Origin of the sequence: Nonomuraea sp. NPDC059194, from assembly GCF_042754765.1 — a bacterium.
GTDB lineage: Bacteria > Actinomycetota > Actinomycetes > Streptosporangiales > Streptosporangiaceae > Nonomuraea.
Window position 1 is genome coordinate 49,468 of sequence record NZ_JBHZBH010000017.1, and the last position, 16,331, is coordinate 65,798.

A 16,331-nucleotide genomic window follows, 5' to 3' on the forward strand; every position below is an offset into this window, starting at 1 on the left:
ACCTCACCAGGAGAACTGACACAGTGATCGTAGGAAGCGACCTGGCGCGGGCGCGGCTCGTCTCGCGCAGCGTCGATGTGATCAGCACGCATCAGTCGCCCTCGGGGGCCTACCCGGCGTGTCCCACCTTCTCCGCCTACCGCGGCTACGCGTGGCTGCGCGACGGCGCGTTCATCGCCGAGGGCATGAGCCGTACCGGCGTGGTCGACGGGGTGAGCGCCTTCCACGAGTGGTGCGCCGGGGTGATCGGCGCGCGGCAGGCGCGGGTGGACTCCCTCGTCGAGCGCGCCGCGAACGGCGAGCGCGTCTCCCCCGCCGAGATGCTGCCCACCAGGTTCACCCTGGACGGCGGCGAGGGCGCCGACGAGTGGTGGGACCACCAGCTCGACGGCTACGGCACGTGGCTGTGGGCGCTGGCCGAGCACACGGTACGGCACGGCGTCGAGGTGAAGGGCGCGCGCACGGCTGTCAGGGTCGCGGCGAGATACCTGTCGTGGTTCTGGGACCAGCCCTGCTACGACTGGTGGGAGGAGCACGTCGACCAGCGGCACGTCTCGACGCTGGGCGCGATCCACGCGGGCCTGCGGGCGGCGATCGGCACCGGCCTGCTCGACGAGCCGGAGGAGAAGGCCGCCGCCGAGGCGGTCGAGGGCATCGCGGCGCTGGTCGCGGCCGAGGGCGTCGCCGAGGGCGGGCACCTGCGCAAGTGGCTGGGCAGCGACGCGGTCGACGCGAGCCTGCTGGCGTGCGTGTACCCGTTCGGGCTCTACCCACCGGACCACCCCGTCGCGGTGGCGACGGTGGCGGAGGTGGAACGGCAGCTCGCCCACGAGGGCGGGGTGTACCGCTACCTGGCCGACACCTTCTACGGCGGCGGCCGCTGGGTGCTGCTGTCGGGACTGCTCGGGCTCAACCACGCGGCGGCGGGACGGCGCGAGCAGGCGCTGCGCTACCTCGACTGGATGGGCGCGCAGGCCACCGACGCGGGCGAGCTGCCCGAGCAGGTGTCGGACGTGCTGCTCGCCCCTGGACGGTTCGACGAGTGGCTGGCCAGATGGGGCACGGTCGCGACGCCGCTGCTGTGGTCGCACGGCATGTACCTGATGCTCGCCGACGCGCTGGAGGGGCGGGCATGATCCGCCATCGTCCCTACGGTTCGGGGCACCCGTACGCCGAGTCGGAGGACCAGCGGGTGCCCACCATGCCGATGGCGGGCCAGAGCGTCGAGTTGCGGGTGCGGGCCTCGGCGAACGTGACCTCCGTGGTGTGCGACTGGGTCGCCGTCGGCGACCCAGCGGTGGAGCTGCCGCTGCGCCGTCCCGTGGCCGAGGAGGAGACGGCGACGGCCGACGGCGGGCATCTGGCCGCGGCGCAGGCGAAGGCGGCCAGGGCCGCCTCGGGGTCGTGGTCGGTGGTGACACCGCCGCTGGAGGCGGGCCGCCGCTACACCTACCGGTTCCGCGGGGGCGGCCGGACCACCACCTGGTTCCAGGTGACGGCGGCCGAGTGGGGCGACGAGGGCGGACGGCTGAGCGTCGAAGGCCGCGACCGGGTGGTACCGGGCAGCGTGCGATGGCTGGCCGACGCCGACGAGGTACGGCGGGGCCGCTTCGAGCTGGCGCTGGAGCCGGGCGCCCACGTCGTCGGGTTCGGCGAGCGCTTCGACGCGGTCGACCAGCGCGGCAGGTCGCTCGACGCGGTGGTCTTCGAGCAGTACAAGTCGCAGGGCGCGCACGGGCGCACCTACCTGCCGATGCCGTTCGCGCTGGTCGTCAACGGCTCGCGCAGCTGGGGCTTCCACGTCGACACCACCCGCCGCACCTGGTACGAGATCGGCGACAGCATCGTCGTCGAGGCCGAGGGCGCGGACCTGACGCTGCGCGTCCACGAGGGCTCGCCCGCCGAGGTGCTCGACGCCTTCCTCGGCACGGTGGGCAGGCCGACCGAGCTGCCCGACTGGGTGTTCAGGCTGTGGGCCAGCGGCAACGAGTGGAACACGCAGGAACGCGTCATGACCGAGATGGACCGGCACCGCGAGCACGACATCCCCGTCGGCGCGCTGGTCATCGAGGCGTGGAGCGACGAGACGACGTTCACCGCCTTCAGGGGCGCGCAGTACGAGCCCTCGGAGGAGCCGCACACGCTGGCCGACTACCGCTTCCCCGCCGACGGTCCGTGGCCCGACCCCAAGGGCATGGTGGACGAGCTGCACGAACGTGACATCAAGGTGCTGCTGTGGCAGATCCCCCTGCAGAAGATGCGCCCCCATCCGCAACATCAGGCGGCCGTGGACGCCAGGCAGATCCTCGACAAATGCGTCAGGGAGGCGGACGGCAGGCCGTACCGGAACAGGGGGTGGTGGTTCCCGCTGGCGCTGATGCCCGACCTGAGCTCGCAGGAGGTGCGCGACTGGTGGACGGCCAAGCGCCGCTATCTCGTCGAGGAGGTCGGGATCGACGGGTTCAAGACCGACGGCGGCGAGCACGCGTGGGGCCACGACCTGCGCTACGCCGACGGCCGCAGGGGCGACGAGGGAAACGGCCTGTTCCCGGTTCACTACGCGCGCGCCTTCGGCGACCTGCTCAGGCAGGCGGGCAAGGCGCCGGTGACGTTCAGCAGGGCGGGATTCGCGGGGGCTCAGCCGCACGGCGCGTTCTGGGCCGGTGACGAGGACTCCACGTGGGAGGCCTTCCGCTCCTCCATCAGGGCCGGAATCACGGCTTCCGCCTGCGGGATCGTCTACTGGGGCTGGGACCTGGCCGGGTTCTCCGGCGAGCTGCCGAGCGCGGAGCTCTACCTGCGGGCCGCGGGGACGTCGGCGTTCATGCCGATCATGCAGTACCACTCGGAGTTCAACCACCACCGCAGGCCGCTGCGCGACAGGACGCCGTGGAACATCGCCGAACAGACGGGAGACTCCCGGGTCATCCCGGTGTTCAGGCGGTTCGCGCACCTGCGGGAGCGGCTGGTGGGCTACCTGGCCGACGAGGCGCGCAAGACCGTCGCGGGCGGCGCGCCGCTGATGCGCGGCCTGTTCTTCGACCACCCCGCCGACCAGGCCATCTGGGGCCATCCGTTGCAGTACAAGCTCGGCGACGCCCTGCTGGTCGTCCCCGTCACCGAGCCGGGCGCCGACAAGGTGGAGGCCTACCTGCCCGAGGGCGAGTGGGTCGACGTCTGGACGGGCCTGGCGCTCGACGGCGGGCAGACCGTCACGCTGCCCGCTCCCCTCGACCGGCCACCCGTCCTCTGTACGGCGGAGCGCTGGCCTGACCTGTCTCCCGTCTTCTCGCCCTGAGAGGAGAAATTGCCTTGAACCGGTTACGGTCGGGCGTCATCGTCGCGGTGATCGCCCTGCTTGCCTCCCTCGTCGCCGCTCCCGCCTACGCGCTGGACGGCGTCTACCACCATCCGACGGGCATCGACGATCTCTACTCGGCCGAACCGACAGAACGCTCCCCCCGCGACCCCATGGCGGGGGAGAACGTCCAGATCAACGCCACCACCTGGCCGATCGAGCCGGGCCAGACCGTCTGGGTCACGTGGACGAAGAACGGGGTGAACCAGACGCCCGTCGGCGCCGCGTGGGACCACAACAACGGCAACAACAGCTACTGGAAGATCAACCTGGGCTCCTTCGCCAGGGGCGACCAGATCGCCTACACCGTGAACGCGGACGTGAACGGCGGCGGGCAGCGGAGCACGGGCCCGTTCTCGTTCACGGTCACCTCGTGGAGCACGGTGACGAACGTGACGGGCTTCACCAACAACGGCACGTCCGTCGACGTCACGACAGGTGACAGCGCGGGGTCCTTCACACCGAAGATCCGCTTCGCCTTCCCCGCGCTCGACCGCTTCAGGATGCAGGCCGCTCCCACGGGCTCGGGCCTGACAATCTCCGGGGTGTCCGGCTACACGGTGTCCGACTCCGGCAGCACGCTGACGATCTCGACCAGCTCGCTCGTGCTGAAGATCCAGAAGTCGCCCTACCGGCTGTCGGTCTACAAGGGCGACGGCACGACCCTGATCACCAGGCAGGACGCCTCGAACTCTCTCCGATGGGCCAGCGACGGCGCCACCACCGTCACCAAGATCGAGGACAACTACGCCTCGCCCGCGGGCGAGCGGTTCGAGGGGTACGGCGAGCGCTACGACCAACTCGACCAGCGCGGCACCAGCGTGCACAACTACGTCTACAACCAGTACAGGGACCAGGGCGCGACGCGACGCACCTACCTGTCGGTCCCCTTCTTCACGAACTCGGCCGGTTACGGCATCTACCTGCCCAGCACCCGCTACGCCCTCTTCACGCCCGGCAACAGGTCAGGCCTCGCCGTGGACACGGGCGGCGCGCTCACCTCCACGCTCGACTACCACTTCTTCGCCGGGACGCCCGCCGAGATCGTCGACGACTACACCGCCGTCACCGGGCGCCCCCAGCTGCCGCCGAAGTGGGCCTTCGGCGTGTGGATGTCGGCCAACGAGTGGAACACCCAGGCCGAGGTGAGCGCCGAGCTGGCCAACGCCGCCACGCACAAGGTCCCGCACACGGCGATGGTGCTGGAGCAGTGGAGCGACGAGGCGACCTTCTACATCTGGCACGGCGCCACCTACACGCCCACCCCCGGCAGCGGCAAGCTGGCCTACGCCAACCTCACCTTCCCCGCCGGTACGGCATGGCAGAACCCGAAGGCGATGGTCACCGACGCGCACAGCAAGGGGATCAAGATGATCCTCTGGCAGATCCCCGTGCTGAAGGAGAACTTCGACTCAAACCCGCCGACCGCGCCCCAGCAGCACCTCAACGACAAGGCGTACGCCGAGGCGCAGGGCTACGTCGTGAAAAATCCCACCAACGGGCCCTACCGGATCCCGACCGGCCAGTGGTTCGGCGACAGCATGGTCCCCGACTTCACCAGCCCTGCCGCCACCACCTGGTGGATGAGCAAGCGCGACTACCTCATGGACGAGGTCGGCATCGACGGCTTCAAGACCGACGGCAGCGAGGCGATCTTCGGCAGGGGTGTGAAGTTCGCCGACGGCCGCAAGGGCGACGAGATGCACAACTCCTACCCCAACAGCTACACCAAGGCCTACAACGCCTACGTCAAGGGCAAGAACGCGCAGAACACGATCTTCAGCAGGGCGGGCACGTCGGGCGCGCAGACGAGCTCGATCTTCTGGGCGGGCGACCAGAACTCCAGCTTCTCCGCCTTCCAGGAGGCGGTGCGGGCGCAGCTGTCGGCGGGCCAGTCGGGCGTGCCGTACACGGCCTGGGACCTGGCCGGCTTCACCGGCGACTTCCCCAGTGCGGAGCTGTACCTGCGGTCAGCGGCCCAGGCGACGTTCTCGCCGATCATGCAGTATCACTCGGAGAAGGCCAACCCGGCTGCCTCCGAGGCGCGCACGCCGTGGAACGTGCAGGCGCGCACGGGCGACACCTCGGTCGTGCCGGCGTTCAGGAAGTTCGCCAACGTCAGGATGAACCTGATCCCCTACCTCTACACCGAGGCGAAGGCGAGCTCGGCGACGGGCGTGCCGATGATGCGGGCGATGAGCTTCGCCTTCCCCGGCGACGCGACGGCCGCTCCGATGGACCAGCAGTACCTGTTCGGCTCGCAGCTGCTGGTGGCGCCGATCACCACGCAGGGCGCGACGTCCAAGAGCGTCTACCTCCCGGCGGGCGAGTGGTACGACCTGTGGAACGGCGGCAGGTTCACCGGACCCGGCACGAAGACCTACCACGCCGGGCTGGACTCCATCCCGGTCTACGCCAAGCCCGGCGCGATCATCCCGCTCAACCTTAACGCCGACTACCAGCTCGGCGGCGAGATCGGCAACAGCGTCACCGCCTACGCCAACCTCGTCTTCCGGATCTACCCGTCGGGCAACAGCTCGTACGCCTACTTCGAGGACTCGGCGGGCGCCAGCCGTACCGTCAGCTCGGCGGAGAACTGGGGCGCGCACCAGGTCGCGGTGACCGTACCGGCGCTGACCTCGACCTCCACGCTGCAGGTGGCCTCCACCAAGCCCACCTCGGTGACCGGCGCGACGGCGCGGGCGACGCTCACCGACCTGAAGGCCGCCGCCGAGGGCTGGTGGTGGGACCCCGCGCAGCAGCTCACCCACGTGAAGCTGGCGAGCGCCGCCGCCAACAGGACCGTGACGCTGAACGGCGTCGACAAGGCGGGCTACGAGGCGGAGTTCGCCACCGGCACCGGCACCTCCACCAACACCGACCACCCGGGCTACACGGGCACCGGTTTCGTGGACGGCTTCTCCAGCGCGGGTGATGCCGTCACCTTCCAGGTCAAGGCGGACGCCGGGGGCAGTCACCAGCTGAGGTTCCGCTACGCCAACGGCGTGGCCACCGCCGCCTCGGCCACGATCCAGGTGGACGGCGTCACCGCAGGCACCCTGTCGATGCCCTCGACGTCGAACTGGGACACCTGGGGCACCGCGTCCCTCACCACCTCGCTGACGGCGGGGGCGCACACCGTCAAGATCATCTATGGCAGCGGCGGCGTCAACCTCGACAACCTGGTGGTGGCGCGGCCATGAGACGTGCGTTCGTGATGCTGGCCGCGCTGCTCCTGCCCCTGCTGGTCGCGCTGCCCGCCCAGGCTGCCGTGCAGCGGGTGCAGTTCACCAGCGGATCGGCCTACCTGATCGTGGAGTTCCTCGACGACGACCTGGTCCACTTCGAGCTGGCGAACGGCACGAGCCCCGGCACCGGGGCGGCGCTGTTCACCACGCCGCAGGTGGCCAAGAAGGACTACGCGGGCCCGACCAGCTTCAACCAGTCGGGCAACACGCTGACCACCGCCGCGATGAAGGTCGAGGTGACGGCGGGCACGCTGTGCGTGAAGGTCTCCGACCCCACCCGGCTGCTGTACGAGGCGTGCCCGCGCAACCTCTCGCAGGCGTGGAAGGGCCTGACGATCACCAAGGGCTCGATCCAGAACGCCTACGGTCTCGGCGAGCAGTTCTTCATGGGCGGCGGCGCCGACGGCGACTGGGTGGGCCGCAGCCGTACCCCCGGCGGCCAGTACGGCAACGCCATGGTCTACGACACCGACAACGGACCCGTCGGCAACGCCCAGATCCCGGTGCTGTTCGCCGTCGGGGCGGCCAACCTCAACTACGGCCTCTTCCTCGACCAGGTCTACAAGCAGGAGTGGAACCTCACCGGCGACCCGTGGACCGTCGACACCTGGGGCGACCAGGTGCGCTGGTACACCATGACCGGCCCCGACCTGCCCGACCTGCGCAAGGACTACCTGGAGCTGACCGGCAGGCCGCCCGTGCCGCCGAAGAAGGCGTTCGGGATGTGGGTCTCGGAGTTCGGCTACGACAACTGGGCGGAGATCGACAACCGGCTGGCGGGCCTGCGCACCGCGAAGTTCCCCGTCGACGGGTTCGTGCTGGACCTGCCGTGGTTCGGCGGGGTGGCGGCGGGCTCCGACAACACCCGCATGGGCTCGCTGACCTGGGACACCGCGAACTTCCCCAACCCCGCGGCCAAGATCTCCTCCCTCGCCTCGAACGACGGCGTGGGGCTGATGACGATCGAGGAGTCCTACATCGGCAAGAACCGGCCCGAACACGCCGACATGGCCTCCCGCGGTTACCTCAACCGGGCGGGCTGCTCCTCGTGCGCGCCCGTCTACCTGACCACCAACGACTGGTGGGGCCGCGGCGGCATGATCGACTGGACGCAGGACGCCGCCGGCGACCACTGGCACGCCATCAAGCGGCAGCCGCTGGCCGACCAGGGCGTCCTGGGCCACTGGCTCGACCTGGGCGAGCCCGAGATGTACGACGGCGCCGACTGGACGGCGGGCGTGCTGCCCGGCAAGCACGCCCACGCCGACTACCACAACGTCTACAACCTCAAGTGGGCTGAGAGCATCGCCCGCGGCTACGCCTCCGGCACCAGGCGGCCGTTCCTGCTGGCCCGCTCCGGCGCGGGCGGCATCCAGCGGTACGGCGTGGCGATGTGGTCGGCCGACATCGGCTCCAAGCTGACGGCGCTCGCCCAGCAGCAGAACGTCCAGATGCACATGTCGATGTCCGGGATCGACTACTTCGGCTCTGACATCGGCGGCTTCCGGCGGGAGATGCTCAACTCCGACCTCGACGAGCTCTACACCCAGTGGTTCGCCAACGGCGCCTGGTTCGAGGTGCCGATCAGGCCGCACACGGAGAACCTGTGCAACTGCGCGCAGACCTCCCCCGACAAGATCGGCCACACCGCCAGCAACCTGGCGAACCTCCGCCAGAGGTACGAGCTGACGCCGTACTACTACTCGCTGGCGCACCGGGCCTACCGCTTCGGCGAGCCGGTCGTGCCGCCGCTCGCCTACTACCACCAGAACGACCTCAACGTGCGCGAGATGGGGCACGAGAAGCTCATCGGCAAGGACCTGCTGGTGGGCGTGGTCGCGGGGGCGAACGAGCGCAAGCGGAACATGTACCTGCCCTCGGGCACCTGGTACGACTACGCCACCAACGAGAAGCTGACGAGCACGGGGCAGTGGTTCAACGACCGGCCGCTGTGGGTCAACGGCGCGTTCAGGCTGCCCGCCTTCGCCCGCGCGGGGGCGATCCTCCCCAAGATGGTCGTGGACGACAAGACCATGAACGTCGTGGGCAAGCGGACCGACGCGACGACCAGGAACGAGCTGGTCGCCCGGGTGTACGCGGCCCCCACCGCGTCGTCCTTCACCCTGTACGAGGACGACGGGGCCACCACCGGGTACCAGGGCGGAGCCGTCCGGACGACCCAGCTCGGCCAGCAGATCAGCGGCTCCACGGCCACCGTCACCGTCGCCGCCTCCAGCGGCACCTACACCGGCGCGCCCGCGAGCCGCGCGAACGTCGTGGAGCTCGTCGCGGACACGCAGGCGTCGGCGGTGACGCTCAACGGGACGGCCCTCACCCAGCACGCCGGCAAGGCGGCCTTCGACGCGGCCGCCAGCGGCTGGTACAACGCGGGCGGCAACCTGATCGTGGCCAAGTCGGCCTCGCTCGGCGTGACCACGGCGAAGACGTTCGCGTTCACGCTCGGGCAGGCGCCGGTGTCCGTCACCTTCTCGTGCGCGAACGGCACGACCACCGCGGGGCAGTCGGTGTACGCCGTGGGAAGCGTGCCGCAGCTCGGCGGGTGGTCGGTGGCCAGCGCGGTGAAGCTGTCGCCGACGGCCTACCCGACGTGGACGGGGACCATCGGCAAGCTGCCGCCGAACACGACGGTCGAGTGGAAGTGCATCAAACGGAAGGAGGCGAACTTCCCCGACACCGCGGATGCGTGGCAGCCGGGCGCGAACAGCACGTTCACCACGCCCGCGTCCGGCACCGGCGGCACCACCACCGGCTCCTTCTGACGCTGTCTCCAACGGGCGCCCTCCGCGGGAGGGCGCCCGCCTCCCGCCGCTCCGCGCGACCAGCGCCACATGGTGCCCGCCTCTCCCCGCCCCGCGACCAGCACCACAGGGGCCCGCCTCCCCCCGCCCCGCGACCAGCGCCACCGCACGCCCGTCGCTCCTTTCACCCCGTGACCTGCGCCACCGCACGCCCGTCGCTCCTTTTCACCCCGCGACCTGCGCCACCGCGCGCCCAGAGATGGCGTGTTCCTCCGCCCCGGCTCGCCACCCCTCGAGGGCTCGCACCCCTCCAACCCGTCGCGCCACCGCTCCCCCTCCCGCCGCCCCGACCGACCAGAAGACCTCGACCACCCTCGCCCGGTGGTCACCGCTCACCCACGGCGTGGTTCGGTGGGGTTCGGGATGGTATGTGAGGTACCCCCTGGGGGTTGGCCCATACCCCCTCGCCCGTTTCCCCTATGGCGCGGGACCTGCGGTGTTAGCCTCGACGGGTGCTCGAATCCGGGACCACGCTCAACGATCGCTACCGGCTCACCTCCAGGCTGGGTGGTGGCGGCATGGGCGAGGTCTGGCGTGCCGACGACGCGGTGCTCGGCCGTACCGTCGCGGTGAAGGTCCTGCTGCCCGCCCTCATGGAGGACCCGCGCTTCGCGCAGCGCTTCCAGAACGAGGCCAGGGCGATGGCCACGCTCACCCACCCCGGCATCGTCGACGTCTACGACTGCGGCGCCTGCGAGCTCGGCGACGGGCGCAGGGTGAGCTTCCTGGTGATGGAGTTCGTCGACGGGGAGTCGCTCGACCGGCTGCTGCGCCGTTCCGCGCTCACCGCCGAGGAGACGATGCGTCTGGTCGCCGAGGTCGCCGACGCGCTGGCCGCCGCCCACGAGCACGGCATCGTGCACCGCGACGTCAAACCGGCCAACCTCATGATCAAGGCCGACGGCAGCGTCACCCTCACCGACTTCGGCATCGCCCACTCGGCGTCCGGCGGGCAGCTGACCGCGACGGGCACCGTCATGTGCTCGGCGGGCTACTGCGCGCCCGAGCAGGCCTCGGCGGGCGCCATCACCCCCGCCGTCGACGTCTACGCGCTCGGGGTGGTCGCCTACCAGTGCCTGACCGGCGCGCTGCCCTTCGACGGCGAGACGCCCGTCCAGATCATCTTCAAGCATCTCAGGGCCCCCGTGCCGCCGCTGCCCGACGACGTTCCGCCGGGAGCGCGTTCGCTGGTCATGTGGGCGCTGGAGAAGGACCCGGCCATGCGCTGGGCCTCGGCGGCCGACATGGCGGCCGCCGCCAGGCACGCCGCCGCCCACCCGATGGACGACCTCACGCCGGTCATCGGCGGCGAGCCTGCCGCTGAGCGGTCCGAGCCTCCCGCCCGTGCCAACGGCCCTGGCATGGAGCCGGTCGCCGAGCCCATGACGATGCCCGCCGACAGGCCGCGCCGCGGGCGCAGGCGGGCGCTGGTGGTGGCGGGCGCCACCCTGGCGGCCCTCGTGGCCACGCTGGCGGCCGTCGGATGGACGTGGTTCCAGGAGCCGGGCCCCGTCGGCGGTCTCCAGCAGGAGTTTCCGGTGCCGCTCCCGGTCGACGGGCACACGGTCCAGGCGCGGGTTTCGGCCAAGCAGGAACAGGGGCGCACGCCCGCGGGCGGCGGCAAGGTCAGGGTCATCACTCCCCGCCCCGGCCAGGTGGTCACCGTCCCGCCGGCCACCACGCCACCACCGACCGTGCCCGTCACCCCGCCGGTCACACCCCCTGCCGAGCCGACCCATGAGCCGACCTCGGAGCCTTCCCCGGAGCCGACGACGCCGCCCGGGCCGCAGGAGCCGTCCCCCGAGCCGACCGTCTCCCCGCCCTCCCCCGACCCGCAGACCGGGCCCGGCGGCATCCAGTGCATCAAGGCCCCCTGCCCCTGACCGTCGGATCCGGCGTCGCGAGCTGAGCCGCCCCGCCCCTGACCGTCGGATCCGGCGTCGCGAGCTGAGCCGCCCCGCCCCTGACCGTCGGACCCGGCATCGCGAACTGAGCCGCCCCGCCCCTGACCGTCGGACCCGGCATCGCGAACTGAGCCGCCCCGCCCCTGACCGTCGGACCCGGCGGCGCGGGCTGAGGCGCCTTCCCCCGACGAGCGGCCCCGAGAGCGCCTGCGCCGCCGCTCGCCGGGCCGCGACCTCAAGCGAGGGGTTGACCCGGGTCCGGCAGGGCGAGGCGGCGCGGCAGAAAGCCCCGAGGCCCAGCGCAGGCGGCGCGACAGGAAGCCCTCAGGTCCAGCGCAGGCGGCGCCGCAGGAAGCCCGGAAGTCCCCGAAGGCGCTGCGGCAGCGAGCCCGAACTTCCAGGAAGGCGGATCTCGGCAGGCCGCTTTCGAGGACGGTTTCGAGGGGGCTTTCGAGGGGGTGGGTGTGCGGGCCGGGCGGCGGGTGGTGTTGTGTGGGGGGACGTGGGTCACCGACCCTCCACCGCACGAACCGGACAACACATGAGAGAGTGATCACGTGGAAACGACTCGTGATCTGCTCGTCGCGCTGGCCAACCGATACGCGTTCGCCGATCTCGGCGCGCTGGCCCCGACCGAGGAGATCGCCGAGGTCTGCGAGTTCGGCCAGCGGTTGCTCTCGCTCGACGCGGAGGACTTCGCGGTGGGCGCGCCCGCCGTACCGAGCGATCTGCGACGCAGAGCGCGCGACTGTCACATGCCGCAGACGCCGCGCGAGCAGCCGAGGGGCGCGCTGGAGTCGCTGCGGCCCGCGTACGGCCTGCTGCTGGAGGTCATCGCCATCAGGTGGTTCCGCCGCGAGCTGAGCCCGATGATCGCCGCGGTGCACATCGCCAGCGAGTACCTGCCGCTGCTGGCTTTCGAGTCGCAGCTGGGTCACGCGGGCGACCCCGCGCGCTGGCCGGAGGGGCTGACCGCGCCGGGCAGCAGGTTCGGCGTGATCGGCGACAGGGAGTGCGACCACACCAAATCGGAGCAGTCGGCGACCAACCGCACGCTGCGGGTGGCGAGCGAGCCGCCCGAGGGCTGGCGGGCCTACTTCGACAGGCAGCACAGCCAGGTCGCCGGCGCGCTGGCCGTCTGTGTTTCGACCTGCCGCAATCCCTGCGCGGCGATGGACTGGATCGTTCCTGAGGCGCGCGAGGACCTGCACGTGCGGGCCCGCACCGCGCTGGCGTTCGCAGAGACCCCGCTGGTACGGCTGCGCCACGCCGCCCCGGTCGGCCACGGCTTCGGCGTCCCCTCGCCCGAGGAGGTGCTCGACGCGTGGGAGCGCAGCAGGCTGGCGCTGGACAAGAACGAGGTGGGGGCCAAGGCCCTGACCGACGACGGCTTCCCCATCCCTGGCCTGCCGTCGCTCGTCTCGGCCGTGGCGGGCACGCCCCTGGCGCCGTCGACCCTGCTGCACGATGTCAGCGCGCACGTCGCACGTCTGCTCGTCGCGCAGGACGATCTGGCATGATTCCTGATCATGTGGACCTTCTCCCCTGACGCCGCCGGGTTCGCCGAGCAGGCCGAGGCCTTCCTGAGAACGGATCCCGCGGTCAACACCGTGCCGCTCACCGTCCTGGCGGGGCTGCGCGACGGCATGCCCGGCGTCGACGACTCCTGCTTCGGCTGGTGGAGCGAGTACGGCGAGGTCACGGGCGCGGTCTTCCACACCCCTCCCCGCCCCTTCTACGTGGCCCGCATGCCGCTGGCCGCCGTGCCTTCGCTGGTCGAGGAACTGCGGGCGCGCGGCATGAAGACGCCCGAGATCGCGGGACCCGTCGAGCTGGTCGACGCCTTCCTCGCCGCGTCGGGCGCGACCGCCGCGCGCCGCAGGCCCGAACGTCTCTACCGGCTCGGCACGCTCGCCGTACCCGAGGTGCCAGGCAAGGGCCGCCGCGCGGACATGGGCGACTTCCCGCTGGTGGTGAACTGGTTCGACGCCTTCGTGGCCGAGGTGAGCCTGGGGCCGGACGGCGACATGGCCGAGCGGGCCCAGCGCCGCATCGCGCGCGGCGACATCGTGCTCTGGGAGGACGGCGACGCCCCAGTCGCGCTCGCCGGCATCTCTCCCGAGGCGGCGGGCATGTGCAGGATCGGGCCCGTGTACACCTCGCCCTCCAGCCGCCGCCGAGGGTACGGCGCCGCCGTGACCGCCTACGCCAGCCAGGTCGCGCTCGCCGACCGGTGCACGATGGCGGTGCTGTTCACCGACCTGGACAATCCCACCAGCAACTCGGTCTACCAGAGCATCGGCTACGAACCGGTGTCCGACTACGCTTTCGTCGTGCTCGAACCCGTACCCTAGGTGCCATGCCGCGTTACGACTTCCGCTGCCGCGCCTGCGGTTCCACCTTCGAGCTGACCCGTCCGATGTCGGCCTCCGGCGACCCGGCGACCTGCCCCGAGGGCCACACCGACACGGTCAAGCTGCTGTCCACGGTCGCGATGACCGGCAACGCCTCCGCGCCCTCGGGCGGCGGCGGGGGTGGCTGCTGCGGCGGTGGCTGCTGCTCCTGACCCGCTCCGAGTGCCGCGTCTGAGGCGGGGCCTTCCTGACCCGCGCCCTGCTGGGCCGCGGCTGCTCCTCGCAGGCGCTGCCCAGGTTCACCTCAGGCTCACCCGCTCCGCCACTTTGGTGTGCCCGACCTATCAGCCGGGCTCCTGAGAATGGACGCTCGTGCGGTCTCACCGGGTCGGTGTGGGTCAACCTCGGCACTCCCCAAGCCCGGAACCGGTGCACGTTAGTGGACCCCGCACTATCCGACGTCGGCGGCCGGCCAGGCCGAGTCGACGGGGCGCCGGTGCCGGTGCGCGTTAGTGGACGCCGCCTTAGCCGACGTCGGCGGTTGGCGAGGCCGAGACCGACAGGGTTGACGGGGTGCCGGTGAACGCGCGGACGGCCGTCCTGGCCACCCGTTCGACCGTCTCGATGCCCGCCCCCATGTCGGGGCTGCGCTCCGACAGCACGGCGACGAACAGCTCGTGGCCCGGCAGCGCGAGCCGTCCCACGCTGTTGACGGTCCACAGGCCGTCGTGCGTCCGGACGGGCAGCCAGCCGTTCTTCAACGCCACCCGACCGTGCCCGGCCGCGGCGCTGACGCCCCACGCCTGCTCGGGTGTCACCGACGACATCAGCTCGAGCGCGTAACGCCGGTGGCGGGCGGTGAGCGGGCCTGCCCTGTCGGTCAGCCGTTCGAGCACCTTCACCTGGTCGGACGGCCTGCTGAGCGTCTCGCCCCAGCTGTAGCCGGGCACGGTGTGGGTGACGCGGAGCTCGCGCAGCACCCTGGCCAGTCCCTGCGGCCCGCCGATCGCGGTGAACAGGTGCTGGGCGCTGGCGTTGTCACTGTTCCTGATCATCAGGGCGGCGTGCTGCCGCTCCTCGTCCGTCAGCTCCCGTGCCTCGCGCTGGGCCTTCATCAGCAGGGCGAGCAGGATGTCCACCTTCGCCACGCTGGCCAGCATGAACGGGTCGCGCTGGCGGAAGGTGTAGCGCACGTTCGTGGTTCCGTCGTGGACGGCCACCGCGAACCGCCCCGGACGGCTGCCGAGATAGGCGGCGAGCGCCCGGTCCAGCCTTCGCCGTACCTCGGTGGGCAGGCCGGATTCCTTCGCTGCCGGAGACGGGCCTCGCTCCGCGACGGCGGGCTCGGGCGCCGCCGTCACCCCGTGCTCGGGCGCTGAAAGCGCGGCGTCCGCGTGCGCACAGCCGCCTGTGACGATCGCCAGTATCGCGACGAGCGAGATCCCCCGAAGACGCATGCAGCGGAGCCTGCCAGCCGTCAGGCAAGCAACGTGGATGCCGAAGGTCAAGCATCCATCAGTATTACGCCGGAAGCAGCGGGACCGCAGGCGGATCGCCGCGTCCACCAACCTCGGGCAGTCGATGATCCTGCCCACCGGCTGGGCTTCGGTCCTCGGGAAGCCGCAATGTGGGCCAGGGCGGCGGCCTGAGCCACTACGGCGGCCGAGGGTGTCAGGGCGGGTGCAGCCGCGGGGTGGAACTCCGGGCTGCCGGTCGGGAGTGCCGGTCGAGGGGCGGCAGAGCCGGTGCGGGCCCGGGGCGGGACTCTGGGGTGCCGCTGGGGAGTCCGGGGCCCGAGGTAGGACTCCAGGGTGCCGATCGGAGGGTGCCGAGCCCGGCGGAGCCCGGGAGAGCCGGTCGGGGGTGGCCGGTCGGGGGTGCCGGTCGGGGGTGGCCGGTCGGGGGTGGCCGGTCGGGGGTGCCGGGCCCGGTGCAGGGCCCGGTGCAGGCCCGGGGTGGAGCTCCGGGTAGCCGGTCGGGTGCCGGTCGAGGGGTGTCGGGACCGATACAAGCCCGAGGTGGACGGCCCGCCTACACGATCAGGTCATCCGGCGAGTGGCGCCCGCGCGCCGACGGGGCTGGGCGGCCCTGCCCCGTCGGGTCGCTCCCGAGTATGGCACTACGGGATCAGGCGGCCCTCCTCCGCTGGAACGGCAGGAACCGGTCGGCCAGATGCGGCCGGGCCGGAGTCAGCGTGGGCTCCACCGCGATGATGCGATCGAACCTGAACGCCCTGATCGCGCGGCGCATCCTGCACACGCCGACCAGGTACCAGAACTCTCGGTGGACCAGGCAGGTCACGGGGTCGACGTCACGGATCGTGACGTTGCCCCCCGCGTCGCGGTAGTGGATGCGGATCACGAGCCTGCTGGTGATCGCCTCGGCGATCACTCTGGCCCGGGAGGCGACCTCCATGGGCAGCGGATCGGTGAGGGTCGCGAGGGTGGTGGCGATGACGTCGTCGTCGAGCTCCAGATGCTCGAACGCGTGGCGCAGGCCGCGGCGCGCGGTGACGGCCTGCGGGCCCGCTCCCAGGTGCGCCAGGGAGAGGGCGAGGGCGGCGATCTCAGCGGTCGTCAGTGGTCGCGTGGGGGACTTCACGACTGTCGTCATACCCATAGAGTACGGCCCGGCACCGACAATTTTCG

At 71.4% G+C, this 16,331-nt stretch carries 10 protein-coding genes; 8 read left to right on the forward strand and 2 right to left on the reverse strand.

Translation table 11 applies throughout. The features are described 5' to 3' along the window. The first annotated feature begins 23 nt into the window (after positions 1–23). From ACFXJ8_RS21415 to ACFXJ8_RS21450, 8 genes are all read left to right on the forward strand, one after another. Positions 24–1,136 (forward strand): glycoside hydrolase family 15 protein, encoded by a 1,113-nt coding sequence (locus tag ACFXJ8_RS21415; protein ID WP_379645671.1) that lies wholly within the window; start codon positions 24–26, stop codon positions 1,134–1,136. Further along, positions 1,133–3,298 carry a TIM-barrel domain-containing protein gene (locus ACFXJ8_RS21420; protein ID WP_379645672.1) on the forward strand — a complete coding sequence of 722 codons (2,166 nt, stop codon included), beginning with the start codon at positions 1,133–1,135 and terminating at the stop codon, positions 3,296–3,298. The genes ACFXJ8_RS21415 and ACFXJ8_RS21420 overlap by 4 nt, the downstream gene beginning before the upstream one ends. A gap of 14 nt (positions 3,299–3,312) precedes the next feature. Beyond that, positions 3,313–6,561, forward strand: a complete 3,249-nt coding sequence (locus ACFXJ8_RS21425) for a TIM-barrel domain-containing protein (RefSeq protein WP_379645673.1) — start codon at positions 3,313–3,315, stop codon at positions 6,559–6,561. Continuing rightward, positions 6,558–9,386, forward strand: a complete 2,829-nt coding sequence (locus ACFXJ8_RS21430) for a TIM-barrel domain-containing protein (protein ID WP_379645674.1) — start codon at positions 6,558–6,560, stop codon at positions 9,384–9,386. The genes ACFXJ8_RS21425 and ACFXJ8_RS21430 overlap by 4 nt, the downstream gene beginning before the upstream one ends. A gap of 491 nt (positions 9,387–9,877) precedes the next feature. After that, a complete protein-coding gene (locus ACFXJ8_RS21435; RefSeq protein WP_379645675.1) occupies positions 9,878–11,308 on the forward strand; it encodes a serine/threonine-protein kinase in 1,431 nt (476 codons plus the stop codon). Between the two features lie 578 nt (positions 11,309–11,886). Continuing rightward, the gene (locus ACFXJ8_RS21440) at positions 11,887–12,849 is read left to right on the forward strand and encodes a hypothetical protein (protein ID WP_379645676.1); all 963 of its coding nucleotides are present in this window, start codon (positions 11,887–11,889) and stop codon (positions 12,847–12,849) included. A gap of 9 nt (positions 12,850–12,858) precedes the next feature. Beyond that, positions 12,859–13,683 (forward strand): GNAT family N-acetyltransferase, encoded by an 825-nt coding sequence (locus ACFXJ8_RS21445; RefSeq protein ID WP_379645677.1) that lies wholly within the window; start codon positions 12,859–12,861, stop codon positions 13,681–13,683. A 5-nt stretch (positions 13,684–13,688) separates the two neighbouring features. Further along, a complete protein-coding gene (locus ACFXJ8_RS21450; RefSeq protein ID WP_379645678.1) occupies positions 13,689–13,895 on the forward strand; it encodes a zinc ribbon domain-containing protein in 207 nt (68 codons plus the stop codon). 312 nt (positions 13,896–14,207) lie between these two features. Here ACFXJ8_RS21450 and ACFXJ8_RS21455 read toward each other — a convergent pair whose 3' ends face one another. Together ACFXJ8_RS21455 and ACFXJ8_RS21460 are read right to left on the reverse strand one after the other, a co-directional pair. Next, complete coding sequence (locus tag ACFXJ8_RS21455; RefSeq protein WP_379645679.1) at positions 14,208–15,140, reverse strand: serine hydrolase; 933 nt, start codon at positions 15,138–15,140, stop codon at positions 14,208–14,210. Positions 15,141–15,810: 670 nt separating this feature from the next. Continuing rightward, a complete protein-coding gene (locus ACFXJ8_RS21460) occupies positions 15,811–16,296 on the reverse strand; it encodes a helix-turn-helix transcriptional regulator (RefSeq protein ID WP_379645680.1) in 486 nt (161 codons plus the stop codon). Positions 16,297–16,331 lie beyond the last annotated feature (35 nt).

Coding starts and splice junctions, on each gene's coding strand:
- ACFXJ8_RS21420 (WP_379645672.1), top strand. CDS start 1,133: ATGATCCGCCATCGTCCCTACGGTTCGGGGCACCCGTACGCCGAGTCG.
- ACFXJ8_RS21430 (WP_379645674.1), top strand. CDS start 6,558: ATGAGACGTGCGTTCGTGATGCTGGCCGCGCTGCTCCTGCCCCTGCTG.
- ACFXJ8_RS21445 (WP_379645677.1), top strand. CDS start 12,859: ATGTGGACCTTCTCCCCTGACGCCGCCGGGTTCGCCGAGCAGGCCGAG.
- ACFXJ8_RS21450 (WP_379645678.1), top strand. CDS start 13,689: ATGCCGCGTTACGACTTCCGCTGCCGCGCCTGCGGTTCCACCTTCGAG.
- ACFXJ8_RS21455 (WP_379645679.1), bottom strand. CDS start 15,140: ATGCGTCTTCGGGGGATCTCGCTCGTCGCGATACTGGCGATCGTCACA.
- ACFXJ8_RS21460 (WP_379645680.1), bottom strand. CDS start 16,296: ATGACGACAGTCGTGAAGTCCCCCACGCGACCACTGACGACCGCTGAG.